Below are 17,859 nucleotides of genomic sequence, written 5' to 3'. Positions count from 1 at the left end.
GGGTAACTTCGAGCAATGATTGGCTTATTCAGAAATTCGCGGTAGTCTGAAAAATCGACTTTATTAAATGCAATTTCTGAATGAATGACAGGTTCTTCTCGTTGCAACTGTTCGCCCGCGTCGCGAGGAGCGGGAGTTTTTCCGTTGCTGGGCGCGAGATGGGCATTTCGCAGCCTTCGGCGTCGCGGATCGTGGCCGCCCTCGAAAAGCAAGTCGGCGTCGCGCTATTTGTTCGAACCACGCGAGCTGTGACGCTCACCGAGGCAGGCTCCGACTATCTGTCTCGTATCGAGTCCATCCTGTCTGCTCTGGAAGAGGCCGATCACGCCGCGCGCGGAACCGGCGAGCTGCGCGGCCTGCTGCGCGTCGCCACCTCCTCCGGCTTCGCGATACGTGCTGTCCTGCCGCGCCTGGCACGTTTCACCGATCAGCACGCCGGTCTGCGCATGGAATTCGTCCTCAGTGATGATCGGCAAGATCTTGTCGGCGAATCGATCGACGTCGCTGTCCGCATCGGCGTTCTTGGCGATTCCACGGCCATTGCCCGCAAAATCGGAACGGTGCGCCGTGTCGTCGTTGCAGCGCCCTCCTACCTGGCCAAGGCCGGAACTCCGTCGGCCCCGCGCGATCTTGCGGACCACGCAACCATCGTCAGCTCTGCCGGCCGAGGCATTGAAGGATGGGCGTTTCAGCGTGACGGAATGACCCGCTCGGTGCGCGTCGAAGGACGATTTTTCCTGAATGGCACGGATGCAGCCGTGGCGGCGGCTGTCGCCGGGCTCGGCATTCTTTCGACAGGCGATCTCAGCGTGATAACCGAACTGGAAACGGGCCGACTGGTGCGCGTGCTGCCCGATTGGGAGATGGGATCGGCGGACATCAATGTCGTGCTTCCGGCAGGCCGAGCCGCGAAGCCGTCCGCACGCGCATTCTCGGATTACATGGCGGCCGAGTTTCGGGATTTGCGAACCGCCAATAGCGGCGTAGAACGCATCGACAGTTGAAGGCAACTGTCTACCATCTGCACCCTCTTTCCGCCGAGTCCAACTTCCCGCGAATTAGCTTGCGTCTTGGCCGAATACTGTATAAATTCACAGTACTGTTTTTATATACAGGATCGGCCATGAATCAACTCATCCGCATCTTGAACGACGGTGATCGCGAAACGCTTGCGTGGTTGCGCAAGCATGTCGGAGACGTGCGCGTGGTTGCCGCTGCGCGACATCTGGGAGGCAACGGCAAACCGTACCTGTCCGCGGTATGCCGCTATCTCGGCGTACGCCCACCCACGCCTCACCAGCAGAGCCGGCCTGTTGAAGACTGCACGGTCGGCGATAACCATCTTGCCCAGATCCGCCAGTTGCTGGCACAGCGAAACAAGGCGTTGTTGAAGCATCAGGTTTGATGCCGCGAGTTGCCGCGAGTCCTCAGGAAGATAACCCTATGATTAACGACTCTGCTCTTGATATGGATGTTCACGACGTCAATCCTGTCGCCCTCGAACGCGCACTCCGCAGCGCGTCGCTCGACCTCCAGCAGATCATTGCCACGATCGCAGGTCGTCACCTCGACAGTGGCCGTCGCCGTTACTCAAGTGGCGCGCGGTTGCCGACCTGGCGCACGCTGCTGACCATCGACGAACAGGTCTTTGAGAATCGGGGCTTCCGGGCGAGGCACAACGAGGCAGTACGCTCGACATTTGTCCGGTTTGAGGACAGTCGTTTGTCCGCGATGGATCTCGACGAACCCGTCGACTGGCGACGTGACGACGACAACTTGCCAGTCGTGTACCTACTCGTGCGCGCACTGGTACAGGCCGAAGCTACCGATGCGGCCACTCAGGACTAGTCGCCCCCTTGCAGTCAGCTTCAAGAGTCAGGGAGCAATTGAGCCTCGACGGTCGCAAGCGGCAAAGTGATCGTCAGACCAAAACCCTCCCCGGGCGCCGTGCGGACGCGAATCTCGCCGCCGAGCCGCGCGGCGCGCTCGCGCATCCCGAGCAAGCCGAACGAATTGAGGCCCGGGCGCGCATCGCTTGCGGCGCCGCGGCCGTTATCGGCGATCCGCACGATGCAGTACGGCTCGTCGCGCACGATCTCGAGCGTCGCTTCGGTGGCGCGCGAATGGCGCGCGATATTCGTCAGCGCCTCCTGAACCATGCGAAACACTTCCGTCGCGCTGTCTTGGCTGAACGCGATGTCCCTCGCGTCGACGCGCGTGATCACCCGCACGTCGTAACGCGCCGAGAAATCCTTGACGAGCCAGTCGATCGCCGGCATCAGGCCAAGATCGTCGAGTATCACCGGACGCAGGTCCGTCGCGATCCGCCGCACAGAGTGAACCAGCTGATCGATCAGCGCGTAGAGATTGTGCAGGGCCTCGCTCGACGTGACGGCCTCGGCACGCTTGAGTTCGTCTTCGGCAAACATGACTTCCATTTTCAGCGCGGTCAGCTGCTGGCCTAGATCGTCGTGCAGTTCGCGCGCGATGCGGGTCTTTTCCTCTTCACGGATCTGCTGAATGTTCGCCGACAGGCGCTGCAGTTCTTCGCGAGAGCTGCGCAACGCTTCGTCGGCACGCTTGCGATCGGTGACATCCATGATCCAGCCGACGATGCGATAAGGCTCGCCGGACGCATTGCGCAGCGCCTGCCCGCGCGACTGAATCCAGCGGAAGTCGCCCGACTTGGTGCGCACGCGATACTCGACGTTGTAGTCGCGCTTGTGCTCCATATGCGCCTTCAGGTTCGCCGCGACCAGTTCGACATCGTCCGGGTGGATGGCGTCCTCATGCACCTGGGCGACATTGGGCATTTCATGGTCTTCGTAGCCCAGGATTTCCTTGAAATGGGGCGAAAAGTACATCGCGCCCGTTTGCGGGTTCCAGTCCCACAAGCCGGCCGTGGCGCCGCTCACCGCGAGTTGAAACCGCTCTTCGCTCGCCGCCAGCGCCGCCGCCACGCGGTGCCGCTCGATCGCGTAGCGAATCGCGCGGCCCAACAGCGACGCGTGGATTTCCTTCTTCAGCAAATAGTCCTGCGCGCCTTCCTGGATCGCGAGCAAACCGACCGACGCATTGTCGAGCCCGGTCAGCACGAGCACCGGCACGTCGGGTGCGTGCCGACGAAACGTGCGGAACGTTTCGACGCCCTGCGCGTCGGGCAGGCCCAGATCGAGCAGCACGACATCGAGGTGTGTCGCCTGCGCCTCTGCCAAGGCCTGGGACAGCAGCTCGGCACGAATCAGCTGGGGCTCGAAATCCACCACCTCCGAGAGCGCTTCGCCGAGCAGCAAAGCGTCGGTGGCACTGTCCTCGACCAGCAGAATCCGGATGGTTCGCGGCGTGCTCAAGACTGATCCGGAGGCAGTGTGACGACGCCGAACCAGAAGTCGTTGATGGTCCGCACCACGTCGATGAACTTGTCGAAATCCACGGGCTTCGTGATGTAGCAGTTGGCATGGAGCCCGTACGATCTCGCGATGTCCTCCTCCGCCTTCGAGGTAGTCAAGATGACGACGGGGATGTTCTTGAACTCGGGATCGGTCTTCAACTCCTCGAGCACTTCCCGGCCGCTCTTGCGTGGCAGGTTGAGATCGAGAATGATCAGCCCGGGCCGGTGCGCCGACTGATATTGGCCTTCGCGCCGCAGGTATTCCATCGCGGCCACCCCATCGTCCACGACGTGAAGCGGATTGAGGACCTTGTAGTGCTCCATGGCTTCGCGCGTCATCATGACGTCGGTCGGGCTGTCCTCCACCAAGAGGATATGAACCAAACTGCCGGTTTGGTCGACGATCATCGGCTGCTCCTGTTATTTACATCGTTATCCTGATTACTCGACGAACTCCTTGCGCAGCGTAAAGAGAAATGTCGTGCCCTCGTCCTGGCCGGACTCCACCCAGATCCGGCCGCCGTGCTGCTCGACGATGCGCTTGCATAGCGCGAGCCCGATCCCCGTGCCGGGGTACTCGCGTCGCGTATGCAAGCGTTGGAAGATGAGAAAGATCCGCTCGAAGTATTGCGGGTCGATGCCGATCCCGTTGTCCTTGACCCACAGCCGCCACCCGTCCTCCTCGGCGCGGGCGCCGACGTGGATGTGCACGGGGCCGTCCGGACGCCGGAACTTGATGGCGTTGCCCACCAGGTTCTGAAACAGGAGCAGCAGCTGGGTCGGGAGAGCCCGGACGACGGGCAGCGCATCCCGGGTCACTTGAGCGCCGGACTCCTGGACCAACGCGCTCAAGTTCTTGAGCGCCTGATCGAGCACCTGCGAGCAATCGGTCGGCTGGCGCGCATCGTCCGGCCGCCCCACGCGGGAATAGACGAGCAGGTCGTCGATGAGCGCCTGCATGCGCGTGGCGCCGTCCACCGCGTGCCCGATGAACTCGTCGGCCCGCGAGTCGAGCTGGCCCTGGTAGCGGCGCTGCAGCAGTTGCAGCGGCCCCGCCACCGCGCGCAGCGGCTCTTGCAGATCATGCGAGGCAACGTAGGCGAACTGCTCGAGATCCTCGTTGGAGCGGGCCAGCTCCTCGGTCCGCCTGCGCAGATTCGTCTCGGCGCGCTTTCGTTCCGTGATATCGGCGATCGCGCTCAAGACAAACATGCCCTCGGAGGTTTCGATCGGATTGAGGCCGATTTCGATCGGCATCTCGGTGCCGTCGCGGCGCAAGCCGTAAAGGTCGCGCCCGACTCCCATCGGGCGGCTGTGCGGGTCGCGAAAGAATGCGTCGCGATAAGCGGGATGCTTAGAGCGGAAGCGCTCGGGCACGAGCATCTCGATCCCCTGCCCCATCAGTTCGTCGCGCGCGTAGCCGAACATCTTTTCGGCTTGCGAGTTCACCAGCACGATGTGCCCAACGCTATTCACCATGATCATCGCGTTGGGCGAGGCTTCCACGGCGAGCCGGAAGCGTTCCTCGGCACGCGCCTCGGACAGCAGCATGCGCTGCGTCAAGTATCCGAACGCGACGCACACCAACAGCGTCAGCGCACCGGACGCGAGCCCGGTCGCGATCGCGAGGTTGCGTGTCCTGACGGCGGTCTCGCGCTGCAAGGCCAGTTCGCGCCGGGCGGACAGCTCCATGTCATGTGCGAGCGTGCGCGCACGGTCCATCAAGACTTTCCCGCTGTCGTCCAGCACGATCGCTTGCGCAGCGTCGAAACCGCCCGTTTGACGAGCCGCGATGACGGCCGCCAGCTCCGCCTGCTTCTTGAGCAACAGCGCGCGCAGCTCGGCGAGATGCTGCTGCTGGAGCGCATCGCCGTTCAGCAGTCCTGCCAGGCGGTCGAACTGCTGCCCGATGTTCGACAGTGCCGTCGTGTAGGGCTCGAGGTAGCTCGGCCGGCCGGTAATGACGTACCCGCGCTGACCGGTCTCCAGGTCCTTGGCCAGCGAGAGCAGTTGTTCGAGACTGACGATGACCTCGTTCGAGCGGAACACCTCGGCTTCGCTGTTATAGAGGCGTACCGTGCCGAGTGCGCCGACGCCGGCGGTCAGCAGCAATAAACCGGCCGCGGTCCACAGGCCGAGAGTGATCCAGCGCGATGCATTTTTCCCCAGCCGCTTGACGACGATGGCCATCTCAACATCCCCCGAGAGCTGGCGTTACAGGCGGACGCATGCGTTGTGCGTGGCAGGCTTCGATGCTAGGTCGAGCCGATGCGGGCGGGTACTGTCATTGTTGGCAGGATATCGGGACACATGCCGACACGGTTTACAGGGCGACTTCCGCCAGGAGATCCGGCAGCCGGGTCCGCCAGTCCGCGGCCCAGCGCGGCAGGTCCTCCTGCGGCATCGGCCGGGCGATGAAAAATCCCTGCGCGACTTCGCACGAGGTGGTTCGAACGAACGTCCAATCCTCCGCATTTTCGACGCCGGTCGCGACCGTTCGGATGCCGAGCCGATTGGCGAGGGCCAGGCTCGCCTCGACGATCGCCCGCTGCGACGCATCGCGCAGCGCGCCTTGCACGAAGCTGCGGTCGATCTTCAATTCGTCGAACGGCACGTCGCGCAGTTGCGCCAACGAGGACTGGCGCGTGCCGAACTCGTCCATGGAGACGCTTGCCCCCTTCAGGCGCAGCCTCGTCAAGACGTCGAGCGACGCCACGCGGTCGCTCGTGAGCCGCGTTTCGGTCACTTCCACGACCAGGTCGGACAGCTCGGCGCCGGCCCCCTCGGCAATGCGCGCGACTGCCTCCGGAAATTGCAGCGTCTTCAGGCTGTCCATCGAGCAATTGATGGCGATCTTGAAGTGCGGCGAGAACGCCGTCTTGCACTCCCGCGCGCAAGCGAGCGCCGCTTTGACGAGACCCTGCGTCAGATCGTCGATGAACCCATGGTCCTCGGCCATGCCGATGAAGCAAGCCGGTGCGATCAAGCCCAGCCTCGGATGCCGCCAGCGAACGAGGGCCTCGGCCCCCACGATGGCGCCCGTTGCCGTTGCGACCTTGGGCTGGTAGTAGGTGACGATTTCGCCGTTCGAAATCGCCGCTTTCAACTCGTCCGGTTCGAAGTCGAACGCACCGCTCGTTTCCGCTGACCTGCTTGCGGACTGCGGGACGCCGCTCAGGCACTCGCGCAATTGTTCCTGCGTCAGCGGCTTGGTCAGCGATCCGAGCACGCGCAGCCCTTGGGCCGACGCGAGCCGCTCGGCGCTTTTCAAGAGCCGCGGGTTCTCGCCGCTCACCAGCATGAGCGTGCCTTCGTAGCGCGCGTTCGCAAGCCGCCGAACGAATTCGACGCCATCCATTTCCGGCATTTGCAGGTCGCTCAAGACCAGATCGATCGATTCGCCGCCATCTTCGAGCATCGCGAGCGCCTCCTGCGCACGCTCGCATGAAAACACCTCGTGGAAGCCGAGCTGATTGAGTTGCCGCGACAGCAGCTTCAAAGCGAACGGCTCATCGTCGACGATGAGAACCTTGGTGGTGCGCTCGGGCGTGTTCATGGTGTGAGGCGGCTGGTGTTGCCGTTATCGGGCTCTCTCGCATCGGCGTGGCGCGGCAACGGCGCCACCGATGCGTCCGGATGCGCAGCCGCGCCGCCGTCGGGCTGAGTCGATCCCTCGACGCTGCCGGGCAGAAACGTTCTGAGCTTGTCGAGCAGATGCGCGCGGTCGAAGGGCTTGACCAGAAAATCCGCGGCGCCGGCCGTCAAGCTTTCCATCACGATCGCCTTCTGACTGTGCCCCGTCGTGATGATCACGGGAATCTCGGCGAATTGTTCGACCGCCTTGAGCCGGCGTGTGACTTCGACGCCGTTCAGATCGGGCAGCTCCACGTCCATGAGCACGAGATCGGGACGCTGCTTCCACATCATCGCCAGCGCTTCCGTGCCGCTCGCGGCCCACGCCAGATCGACCTTGGCGCCGGTAAGGAGCTTCTGCAGCAGCTTGCGCTGGAAGTCGTCGTCGTCGACGGCGAGGACCACGGGCCGCATGCGTTCGGCGAGCCCGCTCATCGTGCGCGCCGCCTCGAGCTGCGGCGCGATGGCGCTCGTCAAGTCGCCGATGACCCGCCGCAGCGCTTCGACCGACGCTCCCACGGATTGGAACTGTCGCCGCAAGTCGGCGGGGTTCGGGACGTGCCCGTTCGCGGCGTCAAGCGCACGCTCGGCGGCTCGGGCCGCGGCACTCGTGCTGTCGATTTCCTGCGCGAAGTGCCGCGTGAACTCGGCCAATTTCGGTTCGAGCGCCGCCATGCGCCGCGCCTGGGCGGCGAGCTGCCCCGGCATCACGGCATCGGGCGCGAGCGGCTCCAACAAGCGCGCAGCATGATGCACGGCCATGCGCAACCGAGGGGCGTCATTCGTCGCCGGCCAGAACAGCACGTAGTCGTCGAATTGCTGCTTCTTGCACAGGTCGTAGACGCGCCACAGATCGTCCTTGTTGCACAAGATGATCGTCTTGTGGGGGACGGTGTGGATGACCTTGCTGAGCCGGTACAAGCCGAGGTAGTAACGCTCGGCTTCTTCGAGCGTATCGAAGCTGAGAATCAGGATCGACGGCAGATGCTTCTCGAAGTCCGACACCGCGTATTCCGGTTTCGTCGATAGCTGGACGTTGTCGAACTCGTCGGCGAGCAGGCGCGCGACCAGATCGGCGTCGGCGCTCGCATGGGTTGCCACCAGGATCGAGGGACTGGTTTTCATTCGTCACGCTCCTGTCACGGTTTGCAATAGCCGATGCACTTCGTCGCTCACGCCGCTGAAGGCGGTATCGAACTGAGCGACCAGTTCGGAAAGCGGTTCGGCGCCGCCCTGTCTGGCGACGTTCTCGAGCTCGGCGCAAAGGTCTCCGAGGCCCAGAGCGCCGATCGAGCGCGACGACGATTTGAGCTTGTGCGCGACGGCGGCGACTTCACGCGGCAGCGCTTCGCGCGCGTGCCGGCGCAGATCGTCCGCCAGGCCGCCCGCGGAATCCAGATACTCCTTCAGCAGCTCGCCGACGATCTCGGCGTCGTCGCCCACGATGCCCTTCAATACGTCGATGTCCACCGCCGAGGCGGCGGGCGGCGAGGAAGACGACGCGAGGCCCGACGACTGCGGCGCGTCCGGCGGCGCGATCCAGCACTCGAGCACCTGCTGCAGCTGATTCAACTTCAGCGGCTTGGTCAGGTAATTGTCGAAACCCAGTTGCCTGGCCCGGTTGGCTTCGCCCTGAATGGCGTTGGCGGTCAACGCGACGATCGGCATGCGCGGATGCCCGTGCTGCGCCTCCTCGCTGCGAATGGCCTGAGCCAGCTGGTAGCCGTCCATGTGCGGCATGTGCAGGTCGGTGAGCAGAAGCGCGTAGCGCCCTGGCTGCCACATGCGCAAGGCTTCCTTGCCGTGGGACGCGATCTCGGCGGCATAACCGAGCAGCGCCAGTTGTCTCGAGATCACCTTGCGGTTGATCGCGTCGTCTTCAGCGACGAGGATGATCGCGCCGGCGACATTCGGAGACCGGCGCACGGGCTCCGGCAGCGCGGCGCGTCCACGTTCGGACGGCATGCTGCCGGCCGCGTGCCAGAGCATCCCGCCGCTCGCCATCGCCACGGCATCGAGCAGCGTGCGGCGGCGCAATGCCTGCCGGCCGATGGCAATCACGTTCTCGCTATGCGCGGCAGGCGCGAGCGTGTACCCGGCCGTGATCAGCACCTGACTGAACTGCCGGGGCGCGAGCTCGGCGCCGATCGATTCCGGCTCGACGCTCCCGGCGCGGCCATCGTGCACGAGCACGGCCGGCCCGTGCGTGGCTGGCAGCGCGCACCTCGCGGCGTCGACATAGCGCAGCACGGCGGCCGTTGCGCCCGCGCTTTGCAGATAGCTGACGACGTCGGCGCTTTCGAAGTCCGGCGATGCGGCCACGAAGCACGCGACTGAGCTCAGATCCGGCAAATTCCGCTCCGGCTGTTCCGGCGCCTGCAGCAGCGGCAAGCGCACGATGAAGGTGGAACCGCTGCCGGGTTGGCTCGTCACAGAAATGTCGCCGTTCATCAATTCCACGAGCCGGCGGCAAATCGCGAGGCCGAGGCCGGTGCCGCCGAAGCGGCGCGTGGTGGACGCTTCGGCCTGGCTGAATGGGCGGAACAATTTCGCGAGCGTCTCGGGCGACATGCCGATCCCGTTGTCGCGCACTTCGATATGCACTTCGAGCGGCGCCGTTGAAAGCCGAGCCTGAACCCAGACTTGGCCGCGATCGCTCGCGCGGTTGCCGCAAAACTTGATCGCGTTGCCAACGAGGTTGTAGAGAATTTGGCGCAGCCGCGTGTCGTCCGACAGCACGAGAGCCGGCAGGTCCGGCGACACGAACGTGCGCAGCGCGACGGCGCGTTGCTCGGCGACCATGGCGAGCGACATGCATACGCCGTCGATCAGCTCCTCCACAGACACGGGGGCGTACTCCACTTGCAGCTTGCCGGCCTCGATCTTGGAGAAGTCGAGAATGTCGTCGATGAGCTTGAGCAGCGCGGACGCGGAGTCGCGAATCGTGCGGACCATGTCTTTCTGATCGCCCGACAGTTCGGAGCGGGTCAGCACTTCGATCATGCCGATCACACCGTTCATCGGCGTGCGGATCTCGTGGCTCATCATCGCGAGGAAGGCGCTCTTGGCGCGCGAAGCGGCTTCGGCGTCCGAGCGCGCCTGCTCGATCAACTGCTGGGCGTTTCGGCTTTCCGTCACGTCGCGCGCGGTCGCATAGGCGGTGCCGTCGGGCAAGACGACGGCATTCCAGCCGAGCCATCGAATCGAGCCGTCCTTACAGATGAAGCGGACTTCCAGCTGCTCCAGCGGCGCGCCCGAACGGTGCTCCTGAATCGCCTCGCTCGTGGCCTGTCGATCGTCCGGCACGACGAACTCGATGAACGGACGCGACAGCAGCTCGTCCTCGGTCCACCCCAACACCTCCGAAAACGCCGGATTGACGCGGGTGAAGTAGCCGTCCGGCGAAGCGATGCAGATGAGATCCAACGAAAGCTCGAAAAGCTGGTCGCGCTGGGCCTCCGCCTGCTTGCGCCGGGTCATGTCGTGCAGTAGCACGATCGCTCCGGGCTCGCCGTTCTCGTCGTAGGGGACTGCCGTCACTTCCACGAAGATTTTCGATCCATCCAGACGCACCCACGTTTGCTCCAGCGCTTGGGCTTCGGCGCCGCTCTGCAATCTCGGCTGCATCCGGTCGCCGATACCACGGCGGCCCATGCCGGCGAGGTGATCGAGATGCACGAAATGCTCGAACCGGCTGATCGGCTGACCCAGCAACTCGGCTTCGGAGCTCGCGCCGAGCGTGGCCAGGGCTTTCGGATTGGCAAACGTCACGATGCCGGCGCGTTGGACCAATACGGCGTAGGGCGAGCGCTCGATCAACTGGCGATAGCGTCGTTCGCTGTCCCCGAGCGCCGCGGCTCGCTGCGAGGTTCGACGGTCGGTAATCACGATCAGCGCAGTGAGCAGTACGGCCGCAATCAGCAGGAAAGCGCTTCGTATGCGCCATGCCGACAAGTACTCACCAGTCGAATAGCCGACCGCCACCGCGAGGGGGTAGTCCTTGAGCGTGTGATAGCTGATGACGGTGTCGGCGCCATCGACGAACGACCGCATGCGCAGCGTCCCCGACGGCGAGTGCTCGAGCGCGCGGCGCAGCGCGTCGCTCGGCGGCAGCGTTGCGCCGAACGCGTTGCCGCGGCCGGAACCGGCCCCCCCTGCCCGGACGACGAAATCGTTCGTGCCGAGCACGAGAACGAGCCCGCTCCTGCCGATGCTCAGGCTGTTGTAGACCTCGGTGAAGTAAGCGGGATCGACCGAAACGATCACCACGCCGAGAAAACTGCCATCGCGGCCGTCGACGCGCTGCGACAGCTGGAACTGGGGCTTCCCGCTAGTGCGGCCGATCAACGGCTTGCCGACCATCGGCGCCGTGCTCGGGTCGTGCATGTGGATCCGGAAGTTTTCCCGGCTGGAGAGATCGATCGGCTTGAACCCGGGTAGCGTCGAGGCTCGAAGCACGCCATGCGCGTCGATCACACCGACTTGCACGAACACGTCGAGCTTCAGGATGCCGTCGTCGGCATATTGAGCGAGCGGAATCGCCACCCCATCGTTGCGCACCTGCAGCGCGACAAACGCCGCCACCTGTTCGGCCTCGCGCAGCACGCGGGCGGTGTTCGCGGACAGCGCATCGGCCAGGGCAGTCGCGCCGGCACGCGCCGTTCGGATCTCGGAGCCGGCGTCCCATGCGACGAACGCGCCCAACGCAATCCAAAGCGCCGCGATCACGATCAGGCTCGCCAGTTGAAAGCGGGCAAAGCGCCGCCGCAACATCGCGAACGCCTGGCTTGCGCGCCGGACGAGCGGCAACTGTATTGGCGTTACGTCCATAAGCCGTGCTCCAGGCCCGTAGGCCGTGAAACGAAAGGCCGGCACGCACGAGCGGGCGCCGTGGCTGAATTATCGGCGCCGCCCGCCTATTCATCATACGTATTTATCCCGACCCGCCCGAGGCTGGCGATGGCCGATTTGTTGCTTTTGAGATCTCTGTGCTGATGGGATTGGGAGCTCAAGCGCGGTCATGACCGATACCGCTCGTGATCACGGCCTTGCCCGGCCGCCATCAATTCTTGCGGGCGGTCGCCCAGTCGGGATGGCAGGTGAAGGTCACCGTCGCTTCATGCGTCTCCATCGCGCCAAAGCCGGACGTGCTCGCCAACTTGGTCGACGCGAGCATGCCGCGCTGCTTGCAGAACGCGTCCGCGCGGTCGTCGGCCTGATTCAAGGCCCTGCCCCATGCCAGCGAACCTCCCGCGGCCTGAGTGGTGATCACGTAGGTATCGGCCTGCCCGGTGGGCGTGATGGCCGAGCCGCTCGCGCATGCGCCGAGCAGTGCCGCCGCGAAAACAGCCGTAGTGAATTTTGCGTATCTCAGCATTCCATTGCTCCGAAAAGCTGTAGCCCAATGAAGGCAATCCGGACTATAGGCGGCCGGCCGATGAGGCGGCGGCTGCCGTCAAAGCTAGTCCCGTTTTGTTAAAGAGTTTCGAGATAGGGACGATCCAAACGCGTTCAAGTTTCAGAATTCACAACAGTCCGTTGCACGACGACGATCGCGCACTAAATAATCAAAATTTGCTGCCGATAACCAGACAACGCGTATTTTTTTCGCGATCGGATTGACATGCAAAGCACGTACAACTTTTGGCTAGTCACGCTATCGCTTGCCGTTGCCACTTTGGCTTCGTATACAGCGCTAGACCTGTCGGGCCGAATTACCCAATTGGCGAACTCGCGCGCGCGCCACGTCTGGCTCGCCGGGGGCGCGGCGGCCATGGGGATCGGCATCTGGTCGATGCATTTCATCGGGATGCTCGCGTTCTCGCTGCCGATTCCGCTCGGCTACGACTTGACCATCACCGGTTATTCGCTCGCTATCGCGATCCTCGTCTCCTGGTTCGCGCTCTATGTCGTCACCCGCTCGACGCTCGCGCTGACGGGTCTTGCGGGCGGCGGCGTGCTCATGGGGCTCGGCATCGTCGGCATGCATTACACCGGCATGGCCGCGCTGAAGATGCAGCCGGACATTCACTATGATCCGGCGCTCTTCGCTGCGTCGGTCGCCATCGCGATCGCCGCGGCCACCGCGGCGTTGTGGATCGCGCGTACGCTCAGCGACGCGAAGCAGCATCGCGTCGTGACGAAGCGCATCGGCGCGGCGTTCATCATGGGCGTCGCGATCACCGGCATGCACTACACCGGCATGGCGGCCGCCGAGTTTCCGCTTGGCTCGATCTGCCGCGCCGCGACCGGCATCGATTCCCAGTGGCTCGCGACGACGATCACGCTGTTCACCTTCGCCATCCTCACCGTGGCGCTCATGATGTCGCGCTTCGACGTGAGGGCGGCGCTCCTCGCCGGCTCGGTGTCGCAGCTCAACGGCCAGATCGTCCGCATGGCCACGTTCGACACCTTGACCGATCTGCCCAATCGCCGAACGCTCGGCGAACGCATCGAGCGCGCGATGCAAACCTCGCGCCGCACGGGGAATCTCTTTGCCGTGCTGTTCATGGATCTCGACGGCTTCAAGACCATCAACGATTCGCTCGGACACTCGGTCGGCGATGAAGTCTTGAAAGCGTTCGCGCAGCGGCTCTTGCATTGCGTGCATGGCGACGACACCGTCGCGCGCCTGGGCGGCGACGAATTCGTCGTGCTGCTCGAAAACGTCGAGTCGCCGGCCGGCGCGGAAAGAGTCGCGGAAACCGTGCTCGACCGGATGCGCAAAGGGGCGTGGATGGATGGTCAGCCGCTGCAGGTGACGCCGAGCATCGGCATCGCGCTGTTCCCGCGGGACGGCGACAGCGTCGACACGCTGCTGAAGCACGCCGACGCCGCGATGTACGAGGCCAAACGCGCCGGCCGCGGCACCTATCGTTTCTTCGAAGCGGGCATGAACGAAGCGGCGACGCGCGAGCTGCAGATCCAGAACGCGCTGCACGAAGCGCTCGACGCGCACTATTTCTCGCTGCATTTTCAGCCGAAGTTTCGCGGCGAGAACGGCGAGCTGGCCGGCGCCGAGGCGCTGCTGCGCCTGAATCACCCGGAGCTCGGGCCGCTTGCGCCGCTGGAGTTCATTCCGGTCGCGGAACGTTCGGGACAAATCGTGCTGATCGGCAATTGGGTCGTGCGCGAGACGTGCCGGCAAATCAACCGCTGGGAAGCCGCCGGGCTGCCGTCGACGAAGGTGGCGATCAACTTGTCGCCGCGCCAGCTGGGACAGCCCGACCTCGTGGCGACGATGCTCGATATCGTGCGTGACGAAGGGGTTCCGCCCGAGCAACTCATGTTCGAGATCACCGAAACCGTGGCGATGCAGGACGCGGCCAAAACGATCGAGATGATCCACGAATTCCAAAAAAACGGCTTCGAGATCGCGATCGACGATTTCGGCACTGGCTATTCGAGCCTGGCCTACCTGCAGCGCTTCCGGGTCAAGCAGCTGAAGATCGACCGCTTCTTCACCAACGGTCTCGACGCTCAGGGCCACGAGGGCGGCGCGATCGTCTCGGCCATCATCGCGCTCGCACACTCGCTCGATATGGACGTGGTGGCCGAAGGCGTCGAAACCACTTCGCAGCACGAGAAGCTGAAAGCGATGCTGTGCGACGAAATGCAAGGCTTCTTGCTCGGCAAGCCGCTGACCGCGGATGCATTCGCCACGCTGCTCCAGGAGCGGACCGTCAGCTCGCAAGCGTGAGCATGCGCTCCGCGCTCCGGGAGCCGGCGCGTGAGACTCAACTCGCCGGGCCGCCATCGAGAAATGCGACGAGCGCCGCCATCGTCCGTTCAGGCGCTTCCGACATGAGCCAGTGGCCCGCGCCTTCGATCACCTCCCCTTGCACGTCCACGGCCGCTACACGGGTCTGGTCGATCAGGAAATTGCCCGCGGCTTTCTCGCCCGCGAGTACGAGAACCGGCATCTGCAGCGGCGTTTTAGCGAACTGCTGAAAGTCCTGAATGTCCTGCGGGAACGCATGGAACCATTCGAAGCCCGCGCGCATGCGGCCGGGCTGCGCATAGACGCTCGTGTAGAGCTCTCGGTCCGCCTCGGACACGGAATGCTCGGGATTGGCGGCGAAATCGTTCCAGAAATGCTCGAAATAAATCCGCTCACGGCCTTGCACGAGCTTGAGCGGCGTGTCCCCATAGAAGACGAAATGCCACTTTGCGCCCGAATAATAGTATTGCTGCCAGTTGCCGACACCCGGCAGGAACGCATCCATTAGCGCGAGGCGTTGGGTCTCGCCCGGATACTGGGCGGCGTAGGCGTACGCCACCATCAGGCCGATATCGTGGCCCACCACATCGACGTCGCGAAGCCCAAGTGCCTGCACGAGCGCGTGGATGTCCTGGGCCATCGTCTTCTTGTCATAACCGCCGGCGGGAATCCCCGAGGCTCCGGCGCCGGGCAAGTCCGGCGCGATCACGAGATGGTTTCGGGCCAGCTTCGCAATGAGCGGCAACCACATATGGCTGGTCTCACCGTAGCCGTGCAGCAGAATCACCGGCGTGCCGGTTGTGCCATTCCCGGCGCCCGCCTCCAGGTAGTGCAACTCGACGCCGTTCACCGTCAGCGAATGTTCCTCGATTGCGGCGCCCGCCGCGTTCGCATTCGCCTGAAACGCCAGCAGCACAATCAGTGCCGCGCCTGCCCGGCGCAGCCAATGTTCAACCGATTCCATCACGTTCTCCTTGGCAAGCCAATTCGTTCGAAAAATCCGAATGAGGACGAATTCAGCCATGGACACGCTTGAAGGCCTCTCGACTGACCACACCCGGATGCTTGCGGTCATTGTGTGATGTACATGCAGGTTAGACGTGCCGCCGGATCGAGAGAAACGTTCGAAAAAATGGAACAAGACGACGAACGCTATTCCCCCGCTCGGTAGAAACCCGAAATTGAGCCAGGCTCATACCCAATCCCATAAAAAATCCATTCTTCGGGAGCCGGGCTCGACAGCACAATCACGCTACCTGCTTTACCCATAACGGGTCAGGGTGTGGTCGGTACAAATACAAGTCCTAGAACGACATTCATATTGGAGACGGTCAACGATGCGATTCAAACAACTTCGCGCGGCGCTCTTCGCCGCTGCAGTGCTCGCCGCGAGCGGCGCGGCTCACGCGGCCAGCCCGAGCGACTGGTGCGCTTCCGGCAAGACCGTGCACTTTGCCGGCATCACCTGGGAAAGCGGCTCGTTCACGACGGAAGTGCTGCGGCAGATTCTCGAGAAGGGCTACGGCTGCAAGACCGACGTCGTGCCGGGCAGCACGGCCGCCACCGAAACCGCGCTCGCCCACAACGACATTCAGATCTGGGCTGAGCAATGGACCGGCCGCAGCGAGATCACCGCGAAGGCCGTTGCTTCAGGCAGCGTCAAGCTCGTCGGCGACACGCTGCCGGGCGGCACGAAGGAGGGCTGGTTCGTGCCCGAATACGTCGTGAAGGGCGACGCCGCGCGCGGCATCAAACCATCGGCGCCGGGCCTCGTTTCCGTCTCCGATCTGCCGAAGTACAAGAACCTCTTCACCGACGACGAAGAGCCCAACAAGGGCCGCTTCCTGAACTGCCCCTCGGGCTGGGACTGCGAGCGCGTGAACACGCGTCTCTTGAAGGTGCTCAAGCTCGACGATTCGTACACGAACTTCCGCCCCGGCACGGGCGCGGCGCTCGATGCGGCGATCGCGTCGGCCTACGAGCGAGGCAAGCCGATCCTCTTCTACTACTGGGGCCCGGCCGCGCTGATGGCGAAGTACAAGCTCACCGAGCTCAAGATGCCGGCGTACAACGACGCCTGCTGGCAGACGCTGCGTAACGAAAGCAGCACTTCGCAATGCGCGTCGTCGTACATGGTCTCGCACATCACGGTGGGCGTATCGACGCCGTTCTACCAAGCCGATCCGCAGCTGATCACGCTGTTCGATAAGGTCAAGTTCCCGATGGACTTCCTGAACTCGACCATCCTCGAGATGAACACCAAGAAGCTCGACGGCAGCACGATGGCCACCGACTTCCTGAAGACGCATCCCGAGATGTGGAAGCAGTGGGTGCCGGCCGACGTCGCTACGAAGATCCAGGCGAGCCTGGCGAGCTAATGGCTGCTAGCTGAATGCCGATACGCGAGAGCTGATGATGAATTCGTTTTTCCTACACTTGTCGATCGCCGATTGGGTGAACGACGCCGTGCAATCGTTCGTCGCGCAGTACGGCGACAGCTTCCACGACTTCAGCACCACGCTCTTGCGGTATCTGCTGGTGCCGCTCGAAGGCGCGCTGCGTGCAGTGCCGCCGTGGCTGCTGCTGATTGCGATCGGGCTGCTCACGTGGAACGCGACGCGGCGTCTTTCCGTCGCCGGCTTCTTCGTGCTGCTGCTCTACGCGATCGGCTGCTTCGGGCTGTGGGACAAACTCATGCAGACGCTCGCGTTGATGCTGGTGGCGACCGTGCTGTCGGTCGTGCTCGGCGTGCCGCTCGGCATTCTGACGTCTCGCAGCGCGTGGCTCAGGCGCATCCTGCTGCCGATCCTCGACATCATGCAAACGCTGCCGAGCTTCGTGTACTTGATCCCGGTGCTGATGCTGTTCGGTCTCGGCAAAGTACCGGCGATCTTCGCGACCATCATCTACGCGCTGCCGCCTTTGATTCGCTTGACCGATCTCGGCATCCGGCATGTGGACGCCGAAGTCGTCGAAGCGGCTCGCGCGTTCGGCACGACGCGCTGGCAGTTGCTTCTGAACGTGCAGTTGCCCTTGGCCCGGCCGAGCATCATGGCCGGCATCAATCAGACGACGATGATGGCGTTGTCGATGGTCGTGATCGCATCGATGATCG

At 63.7% G+C, this 17,859-nt stretch carries 14 protein-coding genes; 6 read left to right on the top strand and 8 right to left on the bottom strand.

From position 1 onward, the window contains the following. The first annotated feature begins 80 nt into the window (after nucleotides 1-80). The 3 genes from AAHK20_RS08370 (at nucleotide 81) to AAHK20_RS08360 (ending at nucleotide 1,848) form a co-directional block, all read left to right on the top strand. On the top strand, nucleotides 81-1,004 hold the full coding sequence (locus AAHK20_RS08370) for a LysR family transcriptional regulator (protein ID WP_449180999.1): 924 nt from the start codon (nucleotides 81-83) through the stop codon (nucleotides 1,002-1,004). Nucleotides 1,005-1,123: 119 nt separating this feature from the next. Continuing rightward, the gene (locus AAHK20_RS08365) at nucleotides 1,124-1,405 is read left to right on the top strand and encodes a CppA family protein (RefSeq protein WP_449180998.1); all 282 of its coding nucleotides are present in this window, start codon (nucleotides 1,124-1,126) and stop codon (nucleotides 1,403-1,405) included. Nucleotides 1,406-1,443: 38 nt separating this feature from the next. Next, nucleotides 1,444-1,848 carry a DUF2471 domain-containing protein gene (locus tag AAHK20_RS08360; RefSeq protein ID WP_449180997.1) on the top strand — a complete coding sequence of 135 codons (405 nt, stop codon included), beginning with the start codon at nucleotides 1,444-1,446 and terminating at the stop codon, nucleotides 1,846-1,848. Nucleotides 1,849-1,868: 20 nt separating this feature from the next. On the opposite strand, the gene AAHK20_RS08355 is transcribed toward AAHK20_RS08360, so the two are convergent. From AAHK20_RS08355 to AAHK20_RS08325, 7 genes are all read right to left on the bottom strand, one after another. Beyond that, nucleotides 1,869-3,350, bottom strand: a complete 1,482-nt coding sequence (locus AAHK20_RS08355; RefSeq protein WP_449180996.1) for a PAS domain-containing protein — start codon at nucleotides 3,348-3,350, stop codon at nucleotides 1,869-1,871. Then, a complete protein-coding gene (locus tag AAHK20_RS08350; RefSeq protein WP_449180995.1) occupies nucleotides 3,347-3,799 on the bottom strand; it encodes a response regulator in 453 nt (150 codons plus the stop codon). The genes AAHK20_RS08355 and AAHK20_RS08350 overlap by 4 nt, the downstream gene beginning before the upstream one ends. 33 nt (nucleotides 3,800-3,832) lie before the next feature. Beyond that, a complete protein-coding gene (locus AAHK20_RS08345) occupies nucleotides 3,833-5,581 on the bottom strand; it encodes a sensor histidine kinase (protein ID WP_449180994.1) in 1,749 nt (582 codons plus the stop codon). A 133-nt stretch (nucleotides 5,582-5,714) separates the two neighbouring features. Next, the gene (locus AAHK20_RS08340) at nucleotides 5,715-6,947 is read right to left on the bottom strand and encodes an EAL domain-containing response regulator (protein WP_449180993.1); all 1,233 of its coding nucleotides are present in this window, start codon (nucleotides 6,945-6,947) and stop codon (nucleotides 5,715-5,717) included. Further along, complete coding sequence (locus tag AAHK20_RS08335; protein ID WP_449180992.1) at nucleotides 6,944-8,149, bottom strand: response regulator; 1,206 nt, start codon at nucleotides 8,147-8,149, stop codon at nucleotides 6,944-6,946. Before AAHK20_RS08335 ends, AAHK20_RS08340 begins: the two co-directional genes overlap by 4 nt. 3 nt (nucleotides 8,150-8,152) lie before the next feature. Further along, nucleotides 8,153-11,854 carry a PAS domain S-box protein gene (locus AAHK20_RS08330; RefSeq protein WP_449180991.1) on the bottom strand — a complete coding sequence of 1,234 codons (3,702 nt, stop codon included), beginning with the start codon at nucleotides 11,852-11,854 and terminating at the stop codon, nucleotides 8,153-8,155. A gap of 232 nt (nucleotides 11,855-12,086) precedes the next feature. Beyond that, nucleotides 12,087-12,401: a hypothetical protein gene (locus AAHK20_RS08325; RefSeq protein WP_449180990.1), complete on the bottom strand. Its 315-nt coding sequence runs from the start codon at nucleotides 12,399-12,401 to the stop codon at nucleotides 12,087-12,089. Nucleotides 12,402-12,647: 246 nt separating this feature from the next. Between AAHK20_RS08325 and AAHK20_RS08320 the strand changes: the two genes are divergently transcribed. Beyond that, nucleotides 12,648-14,723, top strand: coding sequence for a putative bifunctional diguanylate cyclase/phosphodiesterase (locus AAHK20_RS08320; RefSeq protein WP_449180989.1), 2,076 nt, complete (start codon nucleotides 12,648-12,650; stop codon nucleotides 14,721-14,723). 37 nt (nucleotides 14,724-14,760) lie between these two features. Here the strand turns inward: AAHK20_RS08320 and AAHK20_RS08315 are convergent, their stop codons facing one another. After that, on the bottom strand, nucleotides 14,761-15,708 hold the full coding sequence (locus AAHK20_RS08315) for an alpha/beta fold hydrolase (RefSeq protein WP_449180988.1): 948 nt from the start codon (nucleotides 15,706-15,708) through the stop codon (nucleotides 14,761-14,763). Nucleotides 15,709-16,081: 373 nt separating this feature from the next. On the opposite strand from AAHK20_RS08315, the gene AAHK20_RS08310 reads away from it, so the two are divergent. After that, nucleotides 16,082-17,122, top strand: a complete 1,041-nt coding sequence (locus AAHK20_RS08310; RefSeq protein WP_449180987.1) for an ABC transporter substrate-binding protein — start codon at nucleotides 16,082-16,084, stop codon at nucleotides 17,120-17,122. A 34-nt stretch (nucleotides 17,123-17,156) separates the two neighbouring features. Continuing rightward, nucleotides 17,157-17,859, top strand: a 703-nt coding sequence (locus AAHK20_RS08305; RefSeq protein ID WP_449180986.1) for an ABC transporter permease, incomplete at its 3' end; no start/stop codon positions are given.

It is taken from the genome of Trinickia camelliae (assembly GCF_053525655.1).
This window is presented reverse-complemented; position numbering and strand designations above follow the sequence as displayed.

What these genes read in the sequence shown, in the direction of transcription:
- AAHK20_RS08370 (WP_449180999.1), top strand. Translation starts at nt 81, where the DNA reads ATGAATGACAGGTTCTTCTCGTTGCAACTGTTCGCCCGCGTCGCGAGG.
- AAHK20_RS08365 (WP_449180998.1), top strand. Translation starts at nt 1,124, where the DNA reads ATGAATCAACTCATCCGCATCTTGAACGACGGTGATCGCGAAACGCTT.
- AAHK20_RS08360 (WP_449180997.1), top strand. Translation starts at nt 1,444, where the DNA reads ATGATTAACGACTCTGCTCTTGATATGGATGTTCACGACGTCAATCCT.
- AAHK20_RS08350 (WP_449180995.1), bottom strand. Translation starts at nt 3,799, where the DNA reads ATGATCGTCGACCAAACCGGCAGTTTGGTTCATATCCTCTTGGTGGAG.
- AAHK20_RS08345 (WP_449180994.1), bottom strand. Translation starts at nt 5,581, where the DNA reads ATGGCCATCGTCGTCAAGCGGCTGGGGAAAAATGCATCGCGCTGGATC.
- AAHK20_RS08340 (WP_449180993.1), bottom strand. Translation starts at nt 6,947, where the DNA reads ATGAACACGCCCGAGCGCACCACCAAGGTTCTCATCGTCGACGATGAG.
- AAHK20_RS08335 (WP_449180992.1), bottom strand. Translation starts at nt 8,149, where the DNA reads ATGAAAACCAGTCCCTCGATCCTGGTGGCAACCCATGCGAGCGCCGAC.
- AAHK20_RS08330 (WP_449180991.1), bottom strand. Translation starts at nt 11,854, where the DNA reads ATGGACGTAACGCCAATACAGTTGCCGCTCGTCCGGCGCGCAAGCCAG.
- AAHK20_RS08325 (WP_449180990.1), bottom strand. Translation starts at nt 12,401, where the DNA reads ATGCTGAGATACGCAAAATTCACTACGGCTGTTTTCGCGGCGGCACTG.
- AAHK20_RS08320 (WP_449180989.1), top strand. Translation starts at nt 12,648, where the DNA reads ATGCAAAGCACGTACAACTTTTGGCTAGTCACGCTATCGCTTGCCGTT.
- AAHK20_RS08315 (WP_449180988.1), bottom strand. Translation starts at nt 15,708, where the DNA reads ATGGAATCGGTTGAACATTGGCTGCGCCGGGCAGGCGCGGCACTGATT.
- AAHK20_RS08310 (WP_449180987.1), top strand. Translation starts at nt 16,082, where the DNA reads ATGCGATTCAAACAACTTCGCGCGGCGCTCTTCGCCGCTGCAGTGCTC.